General features: G+C 70.3%; 20 protein-coding genes. 12 read left to right on the top strand and 8 right to left on the bottom strand.

Features of this window, described 5'->3' with window-relative positions; translation table 11 throughout:
• Positions 1 to 18 precede the first annotated feature (18 nt).
• The 4 genes from DBV35_RS18700 to DBV35_RS18685 are packed head-to-tail and all read left to right on the top strand — an operon-like array spanning position 19 to position 4,350.
• On the top strand, positions 19 to 801 hold the full coding sequence (locus tag DBV35_RS18700; protein WP_205648734.1) for an ABC transporter ATP-binding protein: 783 nt from the start codon (positions 19 to 21) through the stop codon (positions 799 to 801).
• Positions 788 to 1,594, top strand: coding sequence for an ABC transporter permease (locus tag DBV35_RS18695; RefSeq protein WP_205648733.1), 807 nt, complete (start codon positions 788 to 790; stop codon positions 1,592 to 1,594). The genes DBV35_RS18700 and DBV35_RS18695 overlap by 14 nt, the downstream gene beginning before the upstream one ends.
• Before the next feature lie 28 nt (positions 1,595 to 1,622).
• Positions 1,623 to 3,122: an aldehyde dehydrogenase family protein gene (locus DBV35_RS18690; RefSeq protein WP_108661798.1), complete on the top strand. Its 1,500-nt coding sequence runs from the start codon at positions 1,623 to 1,625 to the stop codon at positions 3,120 to 3,122.
• Positions 3,123 to 3,147: 25 nt separating this feature from the next.
• Complete coding sequence (locus tag DBV35_RS18685) at positions 3,148 to 4,350, top strand: enolase C-terminal domain-like protein (protein WP_170134980.1); 1,203 nt, start codon at positions 3,148 to 3,150, stop codon at positions 4,348 to 4,350.
• Positions 4,351 to 4,369: 19 nt separating this feature from the next.
• Here the strand turns inward: DBV35_RS18685 and DBV35_RS18680 are convergent, their stop codons facing one another.
• Positions 4,370 to 5,068 carry an alpha/beta fold hydrolase gene (locus DBV35_RS18680; RefSeq protein WP_205648732.1) on the bottom strand — a complete coding sequence of 233 codons (699 nt, stop codon included), beginning with the start codon at positions 5,066 to 5,068 and terminating at the stop codon, positions 4,370 to 4,372.
• A 140-nt stretch (positions 5,069 to 5,208) separates the two neighbouring features.
• Between DBV35_RS18680 and DBV35_RS18675 the strand changes: the two genes are divergently transcribed.
• On the top strand, positions 5,209 to 6,111 hold the full coding sequence (locus tag DBV35_RS18675) for a LysR family transcriptional regulator (protein ID WP_108662017.1): 903 nt from the start codon (positions 5,209 to 5,211) through the stop codon (positions 6,109 to 6,111).
• 6 nt (positions 6,112 to 6,117) lie between these two features.
• Here DBV35_RS18675 and DBV35_RS18670 read toward each other — a convergent pair whose 3' ends face one another.
• On the bottom strand, positions 6,118 to 7,047 hold the full coding sequence (locus DBV35_RS18670; RefSeq protein WP_108661795.1) for an AEC family transporter: 930 nt from the start codon (positions 7,045 to 7,047) through the stop codon (positions 6,118 to 6,120).
• 149 nt (positions 7,048 to 7,196) lie between these two features.
• A complete protein-coding gene (locus DBV35_RS18665) occupies positions 7,197 to 8,108 on the bottom strand; it encodes a LysR family transcriptional regulator (protein WP_205648731.1) in 912 nt (303 codons plus the stop codon).
• A 111-nt stretch (positions 8,109 to 8,219) separates the two neighbouring features.
• Between DBV35_RS18665 and DBV35_RS18660 the strand changes: the two genes are divergently transcribed.
• Both DBV35_RS18660 and DBV35_RS18655 read left to right on the top strand, forming a co-directional pair.
• Positions 8,220 to 8,570, top strand: coding sequence for an ArsC family reductase (locus DBV35_RS18660; protein WP_108661794.1), 351 nt, complete (start codon positions 8,220 to 8,222; stop codon positions 8,568 to 8,570).
• Between the two features lie 119 nt (positions 8,571 to 8,689).
• Positions 8,690 to 9,178 (top strand): DUF2938 domain-containing protein, encoded by a 489-nt coding sequence (locus DBV35_RS18655; protein WP_108662015.1) that lies wholly within the window; start codon positions 8,690 to 8,692, stop codon positions 9,176 to 9,178.
• A gap of 7 nt (positions 9,179 to 9,185) precedes the next feature.
• On the opposite strand, the gene DBV35_RS18650 is transcribed toward DBV35_RS18655, so the two are convergent.
• Positions 9,186 to 9,746 carry a flavin reductase family protein gene (locus DBV35_RS18650; protein WP_108661793.1) on the bottom strand — a complete coding sequence of 187 codons (561 nt, stop codon included), beginning with the start codon at positions 9,744 to 9,746 and terminating at the stop codon, positions 9,186 to 9,188.
• Between the two features lie 101 nt (positions 9,747 to 9,847).
• Here DBV35_RS18650 and DBV35_RS18645 point away from each other — a divergent pair, with 101 nt between their 5' ends.
• Entirely contained in the window at positions 9,848 to 10,054 is a 207-nt protein-coding gene (locus DBV35_RS18645; RefSeq protein ID WP_108661792.1) for a DUF1737 domain-containing protein, read from the top strand.
• Here DBV35_RS18645 and DBV35_RS18640 read toward each other — a convergent pair whose 3' ends face one another.
• Entirely contained in the window at positions 10,055 to 10,525 is a 471-nt protein-coding gene (locus DBV35_RS18640) for an Lrp/AsnC family transcriptional regulator (RefSeq protein WP_108661791.1), read from the bottom strand.
• Between the two features lie 92 nt (positions 10,526 to 10,617).
• Here DBV35_RS18640 and DBV35_RS18635 point away from each other — a divergent pair, with 92 nt between their 5' ends.
• Positions 10,618 to 11,172, top strand: coding sequence for an RBBP9/YdeN family alpha/beta hydrolase (locus DBV35_RS18635; RefSeq protein ID WP_108661790.1), 555 nt, complete (start codon positions 10,618 to 10,620; stop codon positions 11,170 to 11,172).
• A 23-nt stretch (positions 11,173 to 11,195) separates the two neighbouring features.
• Here DBV35_RS18635 and DBV35_RS18630 read toward each other — a convergent pair whose 3' ends face one another.
• Complete coding sequence (locus DBV35_RS18630; RefSeq protein WP_170134979.1) at positions 11,196 to 11,963, bottom strand: helix-turn-helix transcriptional regulator; 768 nt, start codon at positions 11,961 to 11,963, stop codon at positions 11,196 to 11,198.
• 121 nt (positions 11,964 to 12,084) lie between these two features.
• Here DBV35_RS18630 and DBV35_RS18625 point away from each other — a divergent pair, with 121 nt between their 5' ends.
• Positions 12,085 to 12,867, top strand: a complete 783-nt coding sequence (locus tag DBV35_RS18625; protein WP_245943980.1) for a sulfite exporter TauE/SafE family protein — start codon at positions 12,085 to 12,087, stop codon at positions 12,865 to 12,867.
• An 8-nt stretch (positions 12,868 to 12,875) separates the two neighbouring features.
• Here DBV35_RS18625 and DBV35_RS18620 read toward each other — a convergent pair whose 3' ends face one another.
• Complete coding sequence (locus DBV35_RS18620; RefSeq protein WP_108661788.1) at positions 12,876 to 13,766, bottom strand: aminotransferase class IV; 891 nt, start codon at positions 13,764 to 13,766, stop codon at positions 12,876 to 12,878.
• A gap of 50 nt (positions 13,767 to 13,816) precedes the next feature.
• Here DBV35_RS18620 and DBV35_RS18615 point away from each other — a divergent pair, with 50 nt between their 5' ends.
• Positions 13,817 to 14,791: a LysR substrate-binding domain-containing protein gene (locus tag DBV35_RS18615; RefSeq protein WP_108661787.1), complete on the top strand. Its 975-nt coding sequence runs from the start codon at positions 13,817 to 13,819 to the stop codon at positions 14,789 to 14,791.
• Here the strand turns inward: DBV35_RS18615 and DBV35_RS18610 are convergent.
• Positions 14,764 to 15,270 carry a cupin domain-containing protein gene (locus DBV35_RS18610; protein ID WP_108661786.1) on the bottom strand — a complete coding sequence of 169 codons (507 nt, stop codon included), beginning with the start codon at positions 15,268 to 15,270 and terminating at the stop codon, positions 14,764 to 14,766. The two genes, DBV35_RS18615 and DBV35_RS18610, sit on opposite strands and share 28 nt — an antisense overlap.
• Positions 15,271 to 15,523: 253 nt before the next feature.
• Between DBV35_RS18610 and DBV35_RS18605 the strand changes: the two genes are divergently transcribed.
• Positions 15,524 to 16,021, top strand: coding sequence for a GNAT family N-acetyltransferase (locus tag DBV35_RS18605; protein ID WP_157961846.1), 498 nt, complete (start codon positions 15,524 to 15,526; stop codon positions 16,019 to 16,021).
• The last annotated feature ends 3 nt before the right edge of the window (positions 16,022 to 16,024 follow it).

Below are 16,024 nucleotides of genomic sequence, written 5' to 3'. Positions count from 1 at the left end.
TCCATGAACGGAGGTTTCGTGTCCCGTCCTATGTCCCGAAGCCTCATCGATCTCGACGGCGTCGCCAAGACGTTTGGTACCGGTGACGCCGCCGTTCACGCCTTCGGGCCCGTTGATCTCGACATCCGGGAGGGGGAGTTCCTCTCCCTTCTCGGGCCCTCGGGCTGCGGCAAGTCCACGCTCATGCTGATGATCGCGGGCCTTCTCGCGCCGAGCGCCGGGTCGATCACCATCGCCGGCCGCAAGGTCACGGGGCCGCAGACCGATATAGGCATCATGTTCCAGGACAACACCCTGGTGCCCTGGCGCACGGTGCGCGGCAACATCGAGCTGCAGCTCGAGATGCGAGGCATTCCCGTCGCCGAGCGGGCGGGCCGGATCGACGCGCTCCTCGCCTCCGTCCGTCTCGACGGGTTCGCCGACCGCTACCCCTACGAGTTGTCGGGCGGGATGCAGCAGCGCGCGGCCTTCTGCCAGGCGATGGTGCACGACCCGCCGACGATGCTGCTCGACGAGCCGCTCGGCAAGCTCGACGCCATGACGCGCGAGGCGATCCGGCAGGATCTCCAGTCGCTGTGGATCGAGCGGCGGCCGACGGTGATCTTCGTGACCCATTCGATCGAGGAGGCGATCCAGCTCTCGACCCGCGTCGCGGTGGTGACGCCGCGGCCCGGACGCATCGAGGAGTTCATCGACATAGATTTGCCCTTCCCGCGCGATTTCGACGTGAAGGATACGCCGGAGTTCACCCACTATGGTCGACACATCCACAAGATCTTCCGTAGTTATGGCGTCCTTTGACGTGCGGGCGCGCCTTGCCTGGCTCGCCGGTTGGGTCGCGAAGTCCTGGATGTTCCTCGCCTTCTTCGTGGGCTTCTTCCTGTTCTGGGAATACTCGATCGTCTGGTTCAAGATCCCGCTCTACATCCTCCCGCCGCCGAGCCTCATCGTGGAGAAGGGCTGGGCCGACATGCCGCGCCTCCTCGAATACACGCTGGTGACCGGGCGGGAGGTGGTGATCGGCTACGTGGTGGCGGTGATCATCGCCGTCCCGCTCGGCCTCGCGATCGCCTTTTCGGACATCCTGCGCCGCACCTTCTACCCGTTCCTCGTGTGCATCGAGATGGTGCCGAAGATCGCCTTCGCGCCGCTCTTCATCTCCTGGCTCGGGTTCGGCCTCCTGCCGAAGGTGATCATCGTCTTCCTCGTCTGCTTCTTCCCGATCGTCCTCAACGCGATCCTCGCCTTCAACTCTCTGAGCGACGAGCTCTCGCGCTTTGCCCGCTCCACGGGGGCGGGGCCGTTGCGCACCTTCTTCAAGATCCGCCTGCCCGCCGCGCTCCCCCAATGCTTCGTCGGCTTCAAGTACGCCGCCATCAACGCGACGGTGGGCGCGGCGATCGCCGAGTTCATCGGCTCCGACCAGGGGCTCGGCTTCTACATCCAGATCGTGACCGGCAACATGCGCCCCGATCTCGCCTTCGCCGGCATCTTCTTCCTGACGCTCGTCGGTCTCGTCCTCTTCGGGCTCGTGACCCTCGCCGAGCGCCTGCTCATCCCCTGGCACGTCTCCGTCCGCCGCAACAAAGGCTGACCCTCGCACCCCCTGAGGAGAGGACTTGATGACACTGACCCACGCCCAAGCGCGCGAGATCGCGAGCACGCTCACCATCGAGACGCGCGCCTTCATCGACGGCCGCTTCACGAAAGCGGTGGACGGCGGCACCTTCGAGAGCGTGAACCCCGCGACGGGCGAGGTGATCGCCGCCGTCGCCCACTGCAAGGGCGCGGATGTCGACAGGGCGGTCGCGGCCGCGCGGCGCGCCTTCGAGGCGGGGGAGTGGTCCCGCGCGGCGCCCGAGGCGCGCAAGGCGGTGCTCCTGAAGCTCGCCGATCTCGTGCGGGCGAACGCGGAGGAGCTCGCGGTCCTCGAAAGCCTCGACAGCGGCAAGACGGTGCGCGACTGCCTCCACGAGATCGGCAACGAGGTGCCGAACTTCTTCCAGTGGTACGCCGAGCTCGCGGACAAGACCTTCGGCAAGGTCGCGCCGACGGGGGAGTCGGCGCTGGCGCTGATCGTGAAGGAGCCGGCGGGCGTCGTCGGCCTCGTCCTGCCGTGGAACTTTCCGCTTCTGATGGCGGCGTGGAAGCTCGCCCCGGCGCTCGCGGCCGGGTGCTCCACCATCGTGAAGCCGGCCGAGCAGACGCCGCTTTCCGCGCTCCGCCTCGCCGCGCTCGCGGCTGAGGCCGGGGTGCCGGACGGCGTCCTCAACATCGTGCCGGGCTATGGCGAGACGGCGGGCCAGGCGATCGGCCGGCACGAGGATATCGACATCGTCTCCTTCACCGGCTCGACCGAGGTCGGCGGCTATTTCCTGCGCTATGCGGGGGAATCGAACCTCAAAATCGTCGGGCTGGAGATGGGGGGCAAGAGCCCCTTCATCGTCCTCGACGACGCCAGGATCGATGACGACCTCGTCGAGCACGCGGCGATGTCGGCCTTCTGGAATGGCGGGCAGAATTGCTCGGCCAACATGCGCCAGCTCGTCGACCGCTCGCGCGTGGAGGAGTTCGCCGATCGCGTCGCGGCCCGTGCGCGGGCCTTCGCCGTCGGCGATCCGCTCGACCCCGCGACCGATATCGGCGCGATGGTGACCGGCGAGCACCAGGACAAGGTGATGGGCTACATCGCCGCCGGGAAGAATGAAGGCGCGCGGCTCCTTGCCGGGGGCGAGCGGATCGGTGCGCCCGGCACCTTCATCGAGCCCACCGTCTTCACCGACCTCACCGCCGCGATGACGATCGCGAAGGAGGAGATCTTCGGCCCCGTCCTCGGCATCCTGCCGGTCTCTGGCCTCAGCGAGGCGCTCTCGGTCGCGCGCGACACACCCTATGGCCTCCACGCGACCGTATTCACCCAGGACATCGACCGCGCGATCCATCTCGCGCGGCGTCTGCCGTGCGGCACGGTCGCGATCAACGGCTTCACCGAGGGGGACATCAAGACCCCCTTCGGCGGCTACAAGCGCTCCGGCTCGCTCGCCCGTGACAATGGGGCCGAGGCGCTCGACCAGTACGTCCAGACGAAGACCATCTGGTTCAGCCTCAACGCGGCCGAATGAACGGCCCCGCCACCCGAGACCCGACATGATCGCCATCGAACAGATCCGCTGCGTCCTCCTCTCCTCGCCCTACGCGGACGCGGACGATCCCGAGATCAAGGAGTGCTTTCCGAACGGGCCGAAGCGCACGATCGGAATGGTGGAGGTGACGCTGTCGAACGGCGTCACCGGGCTCGGCGAGGGCTATCTCGCCGTCTTCGCCCCGCTCGTTTTCAAGTCGATCGTGGAGCTGTGCACGCCCTATGTCGTCGGCAAGGACGGGCTCGACATCGCCAACCGTGTGCGGGACCTGCGCAGCGTCTGCGATTACTGGTCGCTCCAGGGCGCGGCGCGGCACGTGATCAGCGCCTTCGAGATCGCGCTGCAGGACGCGCGCGCGAAGACGATGGGCGTGCCGGTCTACACCGCGCTCGGCGCGACAGATCCGGCGGACAGCATCGAGATCTATGGCAGCGGCGGGTGCTGCGACGCGAAGGGGCAATTCTTCTCCGAGTTCGACCTTCTCGCCGCGCACGGCATCGGCCTCTACAAGATGCGCTCGGTGAAGCGGGACATCCTGCGCACCGCCTGGGTGCTGGAGGAGGCGGCCGCGCGCGGCATCAAGGTCGGGGTGGACATGTGCCAGAATCTGGCCGACCCGCCGCAGCCCGTCGACGACGTCGTCGACTTCATCGAGGCGGTTCACGCGCTGACCGAGGCGCGGATGATCTTCGTGGAGGAGGCGATCGGGCCGGACGACCCCGCCGGCTTCAAGGCACTGCGCGCGCGCGTCGACGTGCCGGTCTATGGCGGCGAGATCATCACGACGCCGAAGGAGATGATCGACCGGATGCGGGACGGGGTCTACGAGGCGGTCCAGCCGGACGCCTCGGTGATCGGCGGGATCTCGGCGGTGCTCGACATCTTCGCCGCGGGGCGCGAGACCGGCACCAAGGTCGTCGTCCACGCCTGGGGCGGGGCGGCGGCGATCATGGCGAGCTACCATGCCGCCTTCGCGGCCGGCGGGACGCTGGTGGAGTTCCCGATGCTCGCCTTCCCGCTGGGGGCGGAGATGATGGGCGACCAGGGACGCATCGTGGAGGGGCGACTCGTGCGCCCGACCGCGCCCGGCCTCGGCCTCACCCTCACGCCGGAGATGGAGGCGCGCTACCCGTTCGACGAGAGCGCGGTCTACTCCTGCATGCTGCACGATTGGGGGCCGCCGCCCGATTCGTACTGGGCGCGCTGACCCCCCGTATCGACGGAGCCTAGGCGTCGAGCCAGCGGCGCAGGACCTTCGTCGTCTCCTCCGGCTGCTCCAGCGCCGGAAGGTGGCCGCATCCGTGGAAGAGGTGGAATTTCGAGCCATCGACGGCGTGATGGATCTCGAGAGCGTCGTGGACCGGGGTCAGCACGTCCCCGTCGCCGACGCCGATGACGGTCGGGACGTGGATGTCGGCGAGGATCGGCCGCGAGTCCGGGCGCCCGAGGATCGCCTCCTGCTGGCGCAGGAAGGCCGCGCCGCCGACGCGGCCCGCCATTACCTTCAGCGCCTCGCCAACGGGCCCGTCGACATGCTTCGGATGGACGAGGCGGGGGAGGGTGCGTCCGGTGACGCCGGCGAAGCGGCCGACCTTCAGCGATTCGATCCCCGCCCGCCGCTTCGCGACGCGGGCCGCATCGTCGGGCGCGGCGCTCGTGTCGAAGAGGGCGAGACGCGTCACGCGCTCCGGCGCCCGGCGCAGGATCTCGAAGGCGACGTAGCCGCCCATCGACAGCGCCGCGAGGGCGAAGCGGTCCGGCGCACGCTCAAGCGCGCGGTCGGCCATCGCGGCGACGCTGTCATCGGCGGTGAGGTCGATGATGATGGGGTCGGCGACATCGGCGAGCGCGTCGGCCTGGGCCTGCCACAGCGCCGCGTCGCACAGAAGGCCCGGCAGAAAAACGAGCGGCACGCGTTCGGTCACGGCGACCTCCATGTCTAGGCGAAACTGGTTTGGCGCAACTGGCGGGCGAGACGTCCCGCCCTCGAAACGCGATATAGACGGCACCGCGCTATGCGTCCAATATATGGAAGAGGCGATCTTCATATGTTAGAGATATGGCGATGGAGCTTCGCCATATCCGCTACTTCCTCGCCGTCGCGGACGAGGGGAATTTCACCCGCGCCGCCGCGCGCCTCGGCATCGGCCAGCCGCCGCTCAGCCTCCAGATCAAGGATCTCGAGCGCGAGGTCGGCGTGCGCCTCTTCCGCCGCGTGCCGCACGGAGCGGAGCTGACCGAGGCGGGGGCGGCCTTTTATCAGAGCGTGAAGTCGCTGCCGGCGCAGGCGGCGGACGCGATCGGCATCGCGCAGCGCGCCGCGCGCGGCGAGACGGGGGAGCTGCGCGTCGGCTTTCCGGGCACCGCGGCGCTCCATCCGCTCGTCCCGGCCGCGATCCGCGTCTTCCGCCGCACCTATCCCGAGGTCGCGCTCCATCTCGTCGAGGCGAACTCACTCGCCCTCGTCACGAGCCTCGTGGAGGAGCGGCTCGACCTTGCGATCCTGCGCCCCACCGAGTCCGATCCGGAGGATCTCCTCGAGCAACCCCTTCTCGACGAGCCGCTGGTGGTGGCGCTGCCGCAGGCCCACCCCGCCGCCCGCCGCCGCGGTCGGCTCGACCTTGCGAGCCTGCGCGAGGAGCCGCTGATCCTCACCCCCCGCGCGGCCGGCACGAGCCTCCACGACGCGGCGATCGCGGCCTGCCGCGCCGCTGGCTTCGAGCCGGCGATCGGCCAGGAGGCGCCGCAGATCGCCTCGATCCTCTCGCTCGTCTCCGCCGAGCTCGGCATGTCGCTGGTGCCGGCCTCGATGCGGCAGCTTCGGATGAAGGGCGTCGTCTTCCGGGCGCTGCGCGAACCCGCGCCCCGCGTGGGCCTCGCGATCGCGCACCGGCGCGCGAACGTCTCGCCGCTCACGACGAACTTCGCGACACTCGCCCGCACTCTCGCCCGGCGCGACGGGCGCTGAGACGCCTCAGGTGGGGAAGAGCGTCGTCGACAGGAGGAGGACGAAGGGGAGCGTCAGCATCGCCGCCACCGTCTGGAAGGCGACGATCCCGGCCATCAGCGGCGCGTCGCCGCCGAGCTGGCGGGCGAGCACATAGGCCGAGGACGCGGTCGGCAGCCCCTGGAACATGATCGCGATGATGGCCGCACGCCCGTCGAGCCCGAAGGCGAGGCAGGCGATGACCGCCGCGATTGGCATCAGCGCGAACTTCACCGCCGAGGAGGTGAGCGTCGGCCGCAGCGCCTTGCCGATCACGTTCCATTCGAGCGCCGCGCCGACGCACAGAAGTCCCATCGGCAGCGCCGCCTGGCCGAGCGCGCGCACGGCCGAGGTGAGCGGGACGGGGAGGTCGAAGGGGGAGAGGCGGATCGCGATCCCGATCGCGCAGCCGAGCACCAGCGGGTTCTTGGCGATCCCCATCACGACCCCTTTGATGGAGGGCCGCGCCGCCCCGTAGTGCGCGAAGACGAGCACCACGAGCACGTTGACGGTCGGCACGATCGCCGCGTTCGCGACCGCTGCGAGCCCGACCGCCGGCGCGCCGAAGAGGGCGACGGCGGCGGTGACGCCGACATAATTGTTGAACCGCACCCCGCCCTGGAAAACGGAGGTGAAGACCGCGCCCTCGAAGTGGATGACGCGCTGGAGGAGGACGAGGATCAACGCGACGGCGAGCGTCGAGGCGATCAGCGTTCCGGCGAGCTCCAGCACCGGCACCTCGCCGAGATCGGCGGTCGCGAGGCCGTGGATGAAGAGCGAGGGGAGGAGCACGAAATAGCAGAGCCGCTCGGCGGGTCCCCAGAAGGTGTCCGGCACGAAGTGCGTGCGCCGCAGACCGTTCCCGAGCCCGATCAGAAGCGCGACGGGGACGAGCGCGAGGAGCGTCGCGCCGATCATGGCCGCCGCCCCGGCAGGATGCCGGCCTTCTCTATGGAGGGATCGGAACCGGTCGGCACGGGGCGCGCTCCGCTGGTGACGGGCGCACAATAACGAAACCGTGAGTGGAGGAAAAACGCGTAATTCTCGGCTGAATGACGAGGAAAACTTTATGGTTGCGCGTCCGAGAGCGCGGCGTGAAGGGCGAGGATCGCGGCCCCCGCCTGCGCCTCCTCGCGCACCAGCAGGCCGACGCGGCGCGTGAGCTGCGGCTCGCCGAAAGGCAGGCGAGTCAGCGGTGGCAGGCGCTCCACATCGCGGTCCTCCAGCGGCACGATCGCGACGCCGAGCCCGTTCGCCGCCATCCGCGCCAGCGCCTCGCGGCTGTCGAGGTCCATCTCCTCGCGGATCCTGAGGCCCTGGCGACGCAGCTCGTCCTCGATCAGGCGGCCGGCCCAGGCGCGCTTGTCGAAGCGCAGGAAGGGGAGACGCTGGAGGAGGGTCGCAAGGTCCGCCCCCGCGTGCTCGGGCGAGGCGACGGCCCAGAAGCGGTCGGTGTAGACCTCGAGGAAAGCGAGGCCCGGCGGGTAGGGCTTCACCGGCTCGGTCGTGACGGCGACGTCGAGATTGCCGGCCTCCACCTCCACCGCGAGCTCGGCCGACATGCCGGAGCGCACGCGGACCCTGAGGCGCGGGTGCGCCTTCTGGAGGCGCGCGAGCCCCTCCGGCATGATCCCGGCGAGCGCGGTCTGGATCGCTCCGATCCTGAGACGCCCGGCGACGCCCGGCCCGCTGCTGATCTCGTCCGCGATCCCATCATAGAGTTCCAGGATCTGCCGCGCCCGCTCGACCGCGACCTCGCCCGCTTCCGTCAGCATCGGCCGGCGGCGCGAGCGGTCGAAGAGAAGCGCGCCGAACTCGTCCTCCAGCGCCTTGACGTGGAGGCCGACGGCCGAGGGGGTGAGGCCGAGAACGTCCGCCGCGCGCGCGAAGCTGCCGTGCTGGACGATGGCGAGAAGGCTGCGCATGGCACGGATCGTCACGAGGCTCGCCTTCGGCTGGGGGACGGCGAGAGTGCGCACCGCCGCGCCCGCCCGCAAGGGGAAGGAGGCGGGGATATCGACCGACGCCCTTTGAGATCGGGCGCCGCCCCCTCCATGATGGCCCGATCGAGCGGAGGAGGCCCGGCGCGGATGACCGTCACGATCTACGGCATCAAGAATTGCGACACGATGAAGAAGGCCTTCGCCTGGCTCGACGGCCACGGCGTCGACTACACCTTCCACGACTACAAGAAGGCCGGGATTGACGCGGCGACGCTCGCCCGCTGGTGCGATGCGGCCGGTTGGGAGAGCGTCCTCAACAAGGCCGGCATGACCTTCCGCAAGCTCGCCGACGACAAGAAAGAAGGGCTCGACGAGAAGAAGGCGATCGCGCTGATGATCGAGGCGCCTTCGATGATCAAGCGCCCCGTGATCGAGGACGGCAAGACGATTGAGGTCGGCTTCAAGCCCGACCGCTACGCGACACTGTTCGGCGCATAGGCCGAAAGCGACGGAAAGTGTTGCGCGCCGGGGCGGAGCGGGATTGACTGGCCCGCCGCGACCCCCGCGCGGACCTTGGCCTCCGACGGCGAGGCGCACATCAACCGGAATCCAGCATGATCCTCGAGTTCATCGTCAAAAGTGTCCTCATCGGTGCGGGCGCAACGGCTCTCTTCGACCTCTGGGGGAAGTTCCTCTACGTCACCATCGGCATCCCGATGGCGAACTGGGGCATGGTCGGGCGCTGGTTCGCGCACCTGCCGATGGGCAAGATGTGGCACGACAGCATCGCCGCCGCCGACCCCGTCGCGGGCGAGCGCCTCATCGGCTGGGTCGCGCACTATGCGATCGGGATCCTCTATGCCGCCGTGCTGATCCTCATCTGGGGGCTCGACTGGACGCGGTCCCCGACCTTGGTGCCGGCGCTGATCGTCGGCATCGTCACGGTCTCGGCGGGGTGGTTCATCCTCAGCCCCGGCGTCGGCAACGGCATCGCCGGGAGCAAGACGCCGAACCCCACCAAGGTGCGCTGCCTGCAGCTCGCGGCCCACACCGTCTTCGGTCTCGGCCTCTATTTCAGCGCGCTCCTCGTGAACGCGGCGGCCTGAGCCCGCCTCAGAGCATCCACGGCTCGAAGAGCGATTTCCGGCTGATCGTCTTGCCGGAAAGGACGAAGACGCCGTTGCCGGTATAATGCAGCGTCTCCGGATGCGCCGGCACCGGCGCGACGTGCGCCTTCACGATCTCGAAGATGAAGAAATCATACTTGTCGACGAGGGCATCGTCGTGGAGGCGGCACTCGAAGGCCGCGTGGCACTCGGCGATGAGCGGGGCGGAGACCTTTTCGGCCTCCCGCGCCGTGAGGCCGAACTCGGCGAACTTGTCGATCTTCGCCCCGCTGGTGTTGCCGACCCGCACGACCGTGTCGGTGAGGGCGGTGGTCGGCAGGTTGATGACGCATTCGCCGCTGTCGCGGATCATCCGGTGGCTGTGGTTGCCGCGCGAGATCATCAGCCCGACGAGCGAGGGCGAGAATTCCAGGATCGTCTGCCAGCCGAGCGTCATGATGTTGCGCGCGCCCTCGTGCGCGCTCGACACGAGCACGATGGGGCCGGGCTCCAGGTAGCGCCGGGCCTCGCCGACGGGAAAGTCCTGCCATTTGGGATGTTTCGTCATGGGTGCCTCGCAAGGGGCGCGATTGAGATTCGGACGGCGGTCTGCCATCTCGTTGCACAAAGACGGGCGGATCGTGCCGCGCCGCTGCGGGAGCAACCGAGATGAAGGCCTATCGTTTCCTCACAGGCCCGGACGATGCGAGCTTTTGCCACCGCGTGACGGCGGCGCTCAACAAGGGCTGGGCGCTGCACGGAAGCCCGAGCCTCACCTTCGACGAGGTGACGGGCAAGGTGGTCTGCGGCCAGGCCGTCGTGAAGGACGTGCCGGAGAAGGATTATGTGCCGGAGATGAAGCTCGGCGAACTCTGATCAGGCCGCGTCCGCCGCGCCGAGGAGCGCGGCGCCGATCGGCTTCGCGGGCTCCGAGCGCAGCACCAGCGAAGTCGTGACCGCGCCGAACCGGGCGATCGCGTCGACGATCGTCTCGAGTTCGCCGGGGCTCGGCACGATGACCTTCAGCAGGAAGCAGTCCTCGCCGGTCATCCGGTGGACCTCGATCACGTGCGGCATCTCGGCGAAGCGGGCGAGGCACGGCTTGATCCACTCGTGCGTGGTTCGCACGCGGATGATCGCCATCATGCCGAGGCCGAGCGCGGCGGGATCGATGCGCGCGCCATAGCCCGCGATCACGCCCCGCTCCTCGAGCCGCTTGACCCGTTCCGACATCGCCGGCTGCGAGAGGCCGATGCGCCGGCCGAGTTCGGACAGCGGGGTGCGCGCATTCTCCTGCAGCGCCTCCAGGATCGCGATGTCGATCCGGTCGAGTGGTTGTTCGCGCATGCGCCCCGCCAGCCTTGAACTCATCGGCAATCTCGCACTTCGGCCGATGAGTTGCCATTCCGGCAAGGGCCGCGACGCGGTAGATTGCGCCGATGGCAAAAACAGCGGCGATCATCACGCTTCCCGGCATTTCCGGCTCCGGTCCCGACCATTGGCAGAGCCATTGGGAGGCGCGCGAGCCTGCCATCGTGCGCTTCGCCCCGTCCGACTGGGATCGGCCGGATCTCGCCGACTGGTGCCGCGCGCTCGACGCGGCGGTGAGCGCGACCGCGACGCCGCCCGTCCTCGTCGCCCACAGCCTCTCCTGTCTCCTCATGCGCCACGCCGCGCCCGCGCTCGCAGGCCGGATCGCCGGGGCTATGCTGGTCGCGCCACCCGATCCGTCCGGGCCGGACTTCCCGGCCGAGGCCGCCTCGTTTGCCGCGCCGCCGCGCGCGCCCTTTCCGTTCCCGACTCTCGTCGTCGCGAGTGCCAACGACCCCTACGCCGCGACCGAGCATGTGCGCGGGGAGGCCGAGGCATGCGGGGCCGCGTTCGTGGAGGTCGGCGCGCTCGGGCACATCAACGCCACGAGCGGGCTCGGGGCGTGGCCGGAGGGGCGGCGCCTCCTCACCGCCTTCATGGCGGGGCTCGGGCTCCGCGATTGAGCGAGGCGGACGGCGGGGCAGGGTCAGCGGAGCCGATCGGCGAGGCGGCCCGGCGTCACGCCGAAGGTGGCGCGGAAGGCGGCAACAAACGCGCTCGCCGACCGGTAGCCCGCCTCCGCCGCGACATGCTTCACCGGCGCGTCCATCAGGAGCGGGCCGACGGCGGCGGTGAGGCGCGTGCGGCGCTGCCAGTCGCGGTAGGAGAGCCCGGTCTCGCGCGCGATGCGCCGCTGGAGGGTGCGCCGGGTCAGAGCGAGGCGGTCGGCCCAGACATCGATCGGCGTGTCGAGCGCGGCCGGATCGTCGAGCCAGGCTTCGTGGATACGCCGCAGCGCCGGGTCGACGGGGGCCGGGAAGGCGGGGCTTTCGGCCGGGCGAAGGCGATCGAGGAAGACCGCGAGGAGATTGGCGAAGGCCCGGTCGGCGCGATCGGAGGCCGAGGCGGCGGCCATCACCGCGATCAGCTCGCGCTCCAGCGGTGCGACGGCGAGCGCCTTCGCGTCCGGCGCGCGCGGGGCGGATGCGGGATCCAGATAGAGGTTCTGCGCAATGCGCGGCGTGCGGGCCCAGATCCGGTGCGGCAGCGCCGGGGGGAGGAGAATCGCTTCGCCCGGCGTCAGCACATGGTGGCGCCCGCCCGCGAGAACGTTGATGGCGGTGTCCGGCGAATAGGCGATCTGCGCGCGGCGATGGTGGTGGAGCGGCGGCATCTCGGCGACCGCGAACCGCGTCGCGACGCCGATCAATGTGCTCTCGTCGTCGAGAAAGCCCGCCGCCTGGTCGAGGCGCATTCTGTCACCTCCGCGATATGCGTCGTCACCCGTCCGACACACGGGCCCCGCCGCGCCCCCTACGGTGCGCCGATGGAGCCGGCGCCGCCCGCATGTCCGCATCAGACAGAGCGGGGCGGGGATGCGCAAGTCGCGCGTCACCCGGCGGGCGCCGGCGGGGGACGAGGTGGCGATGGAGATCCTGTTGTTGGCCGGCGCTGGAATCGCGGGCGGGATCTGCAACGCGATCGCCGGCGGGGGCACCTTCTTCACGTTTCCGGCGCTGATCGCGGTCGGGATCCCGCCGGTCGTCGCGAACGCCACCAGCGCGCTCTCGATCTGGCCGGGTCATGCGGTGAGCCTTCTCGGGACGCGGAGGGTGCTCGCGGCGAACGCGCGGCGGGTGCGGGAGGGGGGTGCGACCTTCGCGGTGGGCTCGCTCGTCGGTGCGGCGCTCCTCATCGCGTCGGGCGACAGGGTGTTCGGTGCGGCGATCCCGTGGCTGATCCTCTTCGCGACGGCGCTCTTCGCGGGCGGCCCGGCGCTGCGCCGCCATCTCGCCCGGCAGCGGCGCACGCCGCCACCCGCCGCGATCCTCGCGATGGAGTTCGCGGCGGCGGTCTATGGCGGCTATTTCGGGGCGGGGCTCGGGATCATCCTGCTCGCGCTCCTCACCGTCACGGGGATCGAGCCCCCGTCGGTGGCGAATGTCCTCAAGAACGCACTCGCGACGGTCGCGACGAGCGTCGCGATCCTCCTCTTCGCGCTCACCGGCACCATCGACTGGGGCGCGGCGGCGATCGTGTTCGCCGGGGCGGCGGCGGGCGGCGTGATCGGCGGCCGCCTCGCGGCGCGCGTCCCGGCGAATGCCCTGCGCGCCATCGTGGTGGCGGTCGGGCTCGGCCTCGCCTGGCACTATTTCTGACGGCGTCCTCAGGCGGCGGCGTGCGCTTCGGTGGAGGCGTGGAAGAGGGCGATCAGGCGCGCCGTCACCGGACCGAGCGGCCAGGTCGCGATCCAGTCCGGAGTCGCGAGCTCGCGCACCGGGAGGACCTCGACGGAGGTGCCGACCACCATCATCTCGCGCGCGCAGCGCAAGTCCTCCAGCGCGAGCGTGCGCTCCTCCACCGCGAGCCCCATCCCCCGCGCGAGTTCGAAGACGTGGCGCTTGGTGATGCTGTCGAGAAAGGCGGTCGGCGGCGGGGAGACGAGGCGCCCTTCGATGAGGGCGATTATGTTCGTCGCCGTCGTGTCCGCGACGTGCCCGGCATGGTCGAGCATCAGCGCGTCGTCATAAAACTCGGCGAGCGCGGCGTCGCGGGAAAGGGTTCCGATCATGGTGAGGCCGGAGCACTTGGAGGCGGTGGGGGCGGTGTGCGGTGCGGGCCGGCGCCAGGGGGCGAGCGTCAGCCGCACGCCCTCGGCCGCGTTGCCGAGCCGATAAGGCGTCGGCCAGTCCCACGCGCTGATCGCGACGTGGATCGTTGCCTCGCGCGCCGAGACGCCGAGCCTCTCCGCGCCGCGCCAGGCGATCGGGCGGACATAGGCGTCGGCCTCGCCATTGGCGCGCACGACCGTCTCGCTCGCCGCCGCGAGCGTGCGGCTCCCCCAGGGGACCCGATAGCCGACGAGCTTCGCCGACCGCGCGAGGCGCGCGAAATGCGCCTCGGCGAGAAAGAGCCGGCCGCCATAGGCGCGGATCCCCTCGAACACGGCACCGCCATAATGGAGCGCGTGGGTGAGGACGTGGACCTTCGCCCGCGACCATGGAACGAGCGCGCCGTCGACCCAGATGAACCCGTCCCGCTCCGCAAAATTCGTCATGACCCGGTCTCCATGCGATGCGGGCGCGATGACATCCGGGCGGCGGCGCGATGACGAGTGAGGACTCCTCCGTGACGGCTGAATTTCCCTCAACCGCGCGCCCGGACGGGCCGCCCGCCGCGATCCGCCTCCCGGTGCCGCTCAACGCGTTGCGCGCCTTCGAGGCGGCGGCGCGGCATCTGTCGATCAAGGACGCGGCGCTGGAGCTGAACGTGACGCCGTCGGCGGTGAGCCACCAGGTGCGCATCCTGGAGGCGGCGCTCGGCTACGACCTCCTGCGCCGCGTCGGCCAGCGCCTCGAGGTGACGGAGGCGGGCGCCGCGCTCGCGCCGGGGCTGACGGAGGGTTTCGCGCAGATCGCCCGCGCGGTCGGGGCGGTGCGCAACGAGGCGGCCGAGGGCCCGCTGCGCGTCTCGATGCTGCCGACCTTTGCGACGCATTGGCTCTCGCCGCGCCTCTCGAACTATCCGATCGGCCGCGAAGGCTTCGCGCTCGACCTCTCGACCTCGCAGATCGCCGTCGACATCGGCGCGGGCGCGGCCGACGCCGCGATCCGCCACGGCCGGGGCGACTGGCCGGACCTTGATTGCGCGCTTCTCTTCGTGGAGACGGTCGCGCTCCTCGGCCATCCCTCGCTGCTCGCCGACCCGGCGGCGCTGCGCACCCGGATCGCCGCCGCGAACCTCTTCCTCTCCCAGCACCGGCGCGACGATTTCGCGGCGTGGAACGGCTCGCTCCCCGATGGGCCGATCCGGCCAGCGGGGGTGACGATCGTGGATTCGGCGGGGCTTGGCCTCCGCGCCGCGAGCGACGGGGCGGGCATCACGCTCGCGGGGATCGAGATCGCGTCGGCCGACATCGCGGCCGGCCGCCTCGCGATCCTCTTCCCGCACCGGGTGAGAGGGGGCGGCTACTATCTCGTCAGCCGCAAGGGGCTCGCGCGCGACCGGCGGCTGCACCACTTCCGCGCCTGGCTCCTCGCCGAGGCCCGCGCCGATCAGTCGGCGGCCTCGCCGTCCCAATAGTCGACCCCGTCCGCCGCGCGGGCGACGAGGGCGACACGGCGCGACCCTTTCGCGCCGCCGGGGGCCGACCCGGCGAAGGTCGCGATCTTGCCGGAGTCCGGATACTCCATCACGTCGGGCTCGTTCATCGTGCTGATCGCGAGATAGCGCAGCGGCCCGTCCGGCCCGGCGATCAGCTGGTGCGCGGTCTCCGGCCCGCCGGACGGGCAGACGACGACCTCTCCCGCCTTCACCGGGAATTCCTCCCCGCCGAAGCGCAGCGTGCCCGACCCCTCCAGGATCACGAACATCTCGTCGTTGGCGTGGTGGCAGTGATAGGGCCAGGCGCGCTTGCCGGCGGGCACGACGCAGAGGCGGGAGCCGAGCCTGTGCGCACCGGCTGCGGCGGCGACCGGGGCGACCGCGACCTCGAACCGGCTCCCATGGGCCTGGGTGCGCAGCGTGAGATCGGCGAGATTGATGACGGGAGAGTTGGGCATCACGCGCTCCTGACGATGAGGGCGGCACCGCCGGGTGCGCCGCATCTGCGCCCGGCCTACACCATCGGCCGAGGTGGTGCCGCATGAAGAAAGCTCAGCCGCGATGGAGGCAAGCTCAATCGACGGCGGCCCGGCCGCTTGCGAGGATCGGCGCCGCTCCGCGACGGGGCTTGCCTCGCCGCCGCACCTGCGCGATGGGCAACCCCTTCGCCGCGAGGCGGCGGGGCATGAGACGAGGGTTCGGAGACTGCCGGTGGAATTGACGATCGTGAAGGCGCGCCGCGTGGACCGCGAGGCCTGGGAGGCGCTGTTCCTGCAGCACTGCCATCGCTTCGGCGCGCCGGACATGGACCGGGCGACGCTCGATGTCCTGTGGGAGCGGATCCATGATCCGGCCCATCCGATGACGGGATGGGTCGCGCTCGCGGACGGGGCGCGCCTCGTCGGCATCGCCCACACCATCCTACACCCGCACACCTTCTCGCTGCGCAGCGTCTGCTATCTGGAGGATATCTGGGTCGACGAGGACGCGCGCGGCGGCGGGATCGGCAGCGCGATCATCGACCACCTCGTCGCGACGGGCCGCGCCGAGGATTGGGAGCGGATCTACTGGATCACCGGGCGGGACAACGAGGACGCGCACCGCCTCTACGACCGGATTGCCAAGCGCACCGACTACACGCTCTACCATCTCGACCTTGCACCGCAGCCGGCCCTTCACGGCGCGGGCGGCGAACACCGGGGAGACTGATCG

This window comes from Acuticoccus kandeliae (assembly GCF_003073115.1).
The sequence above is the reverse complement of the archived record's forward strand: the minus strand, read 5'-3'. Positions and strand labels throughout refer to the sequence as shown.

Excerpts from the sequence above, each read along its gene's own strand:
- DBV35_RS18635 (WP_108661790.1), top strand. The coding sequence starts at position 10,618 with ATGGCAAAAACAGCGGCGATCATCACGCTTCCCGGCATTTCCGGCTCC.
- DBV35_RS18650 (WP_108661793.1), bottom strand. The coding sequence starts at position 9,746 with ATGACGAAACATCCCAAATGGCAGGACTTTCCCGTCGGCGAGGCCCGG.
- DBV35_RS18630 (WP_170134979.1), bottom strand. The coding sequence starts at position 11,963 with ATGCGCCTCGACCAGGCGGCGGGCTTTCTCGACGACGAGAGCACATTG.
- DBV35_RS18695 (WP_205648733.1), top strand. The coding sequence starts at position 788 with ATGGCGTCCTTTGACGTGCGGGCGCGCCTTGCCTGGCTCGCCGGTTGG.
- DBV35_RS18640 (WP_108661791.1), bottom strand. The coding sequence starts at position 10,525 with ATGCGCGAACAACCACTCGACCGGATCGACATCGCGATCCTGGAGGCG.
- DBV35_RS18645 (WP_108661792.1), top strand. The coding sequence starts at position 9,848 with ATGAAGGCCTATCGTTTCCTCACAGGCCCGGACGATGCGAGCTTTTGC.
- DBV35_RS18625 (WP_245943980.1), top strand. The coding sequence starts at position 12,085 with ATGCGCAAGTCGCGCGTCACCCGGCGGGCGCCGGCGGGGGACGAGGTG.
- DBV35_RS18660 (WP_108661794.1), top strand. The coding sequence starts at position 8,220 with ATGACCGTCACGATCTACGGCATCAAGAATTGCGACACGATGAAGAAG.
- DBV35_RS18620 (WP_108661788.1), bottom strand. The coding sequence starts at position 13,766 with ATGACGAATTTTGCGGAGCGGGACGGGTTCATCTGGGTCGACGGCGCG.
- DBV35_RS18610 (WP_108661786.1), bottom strand. The coding sequence starts at position 15,270 with ATGCCCAACTCTCCCGTCATCAATCTCGCCGATCTCACGCTGCGCACC.
- DBV35_RS18685 (WP_170134980.1), top strand. The coding sequence starts at position 3,148 with ATGATCGCCATCGAACAGATCCGCTGCGTCCTCCTCTCCTCGCCCTAC.
- DBV35_RS18675 (WP_108662017.1), top strand. The coding sequence starts at position 5,209 with ATGGAGCTTCGCCATATCCGCTACTTCCTCGCCGTCGCGGACGAGGGG.
- DBV35_RS18690 (WP_108661798.1), top strand. The coding sequence starts at position 1,623 with ATGACACTGACCCACGCCCAAGCGCGCGAGATCGCGAGCACGCTCACC.
- DBV35_RS18670 (WP_108661795.1), bottom strand. The coding sequence starts at position 7,047 with ATGATCGGCGCGACGCTCCTCGCGCTCGTCCCCGTCGCGCTTCTGATC.
- DBV35_RS18615 (WP_108661787.1), top strand. The coding sequence starts at position 13,817 with ATGACGAGTGAGGACTCCTCCGTGACGGCTGAATTTCCCTCAACCGCG.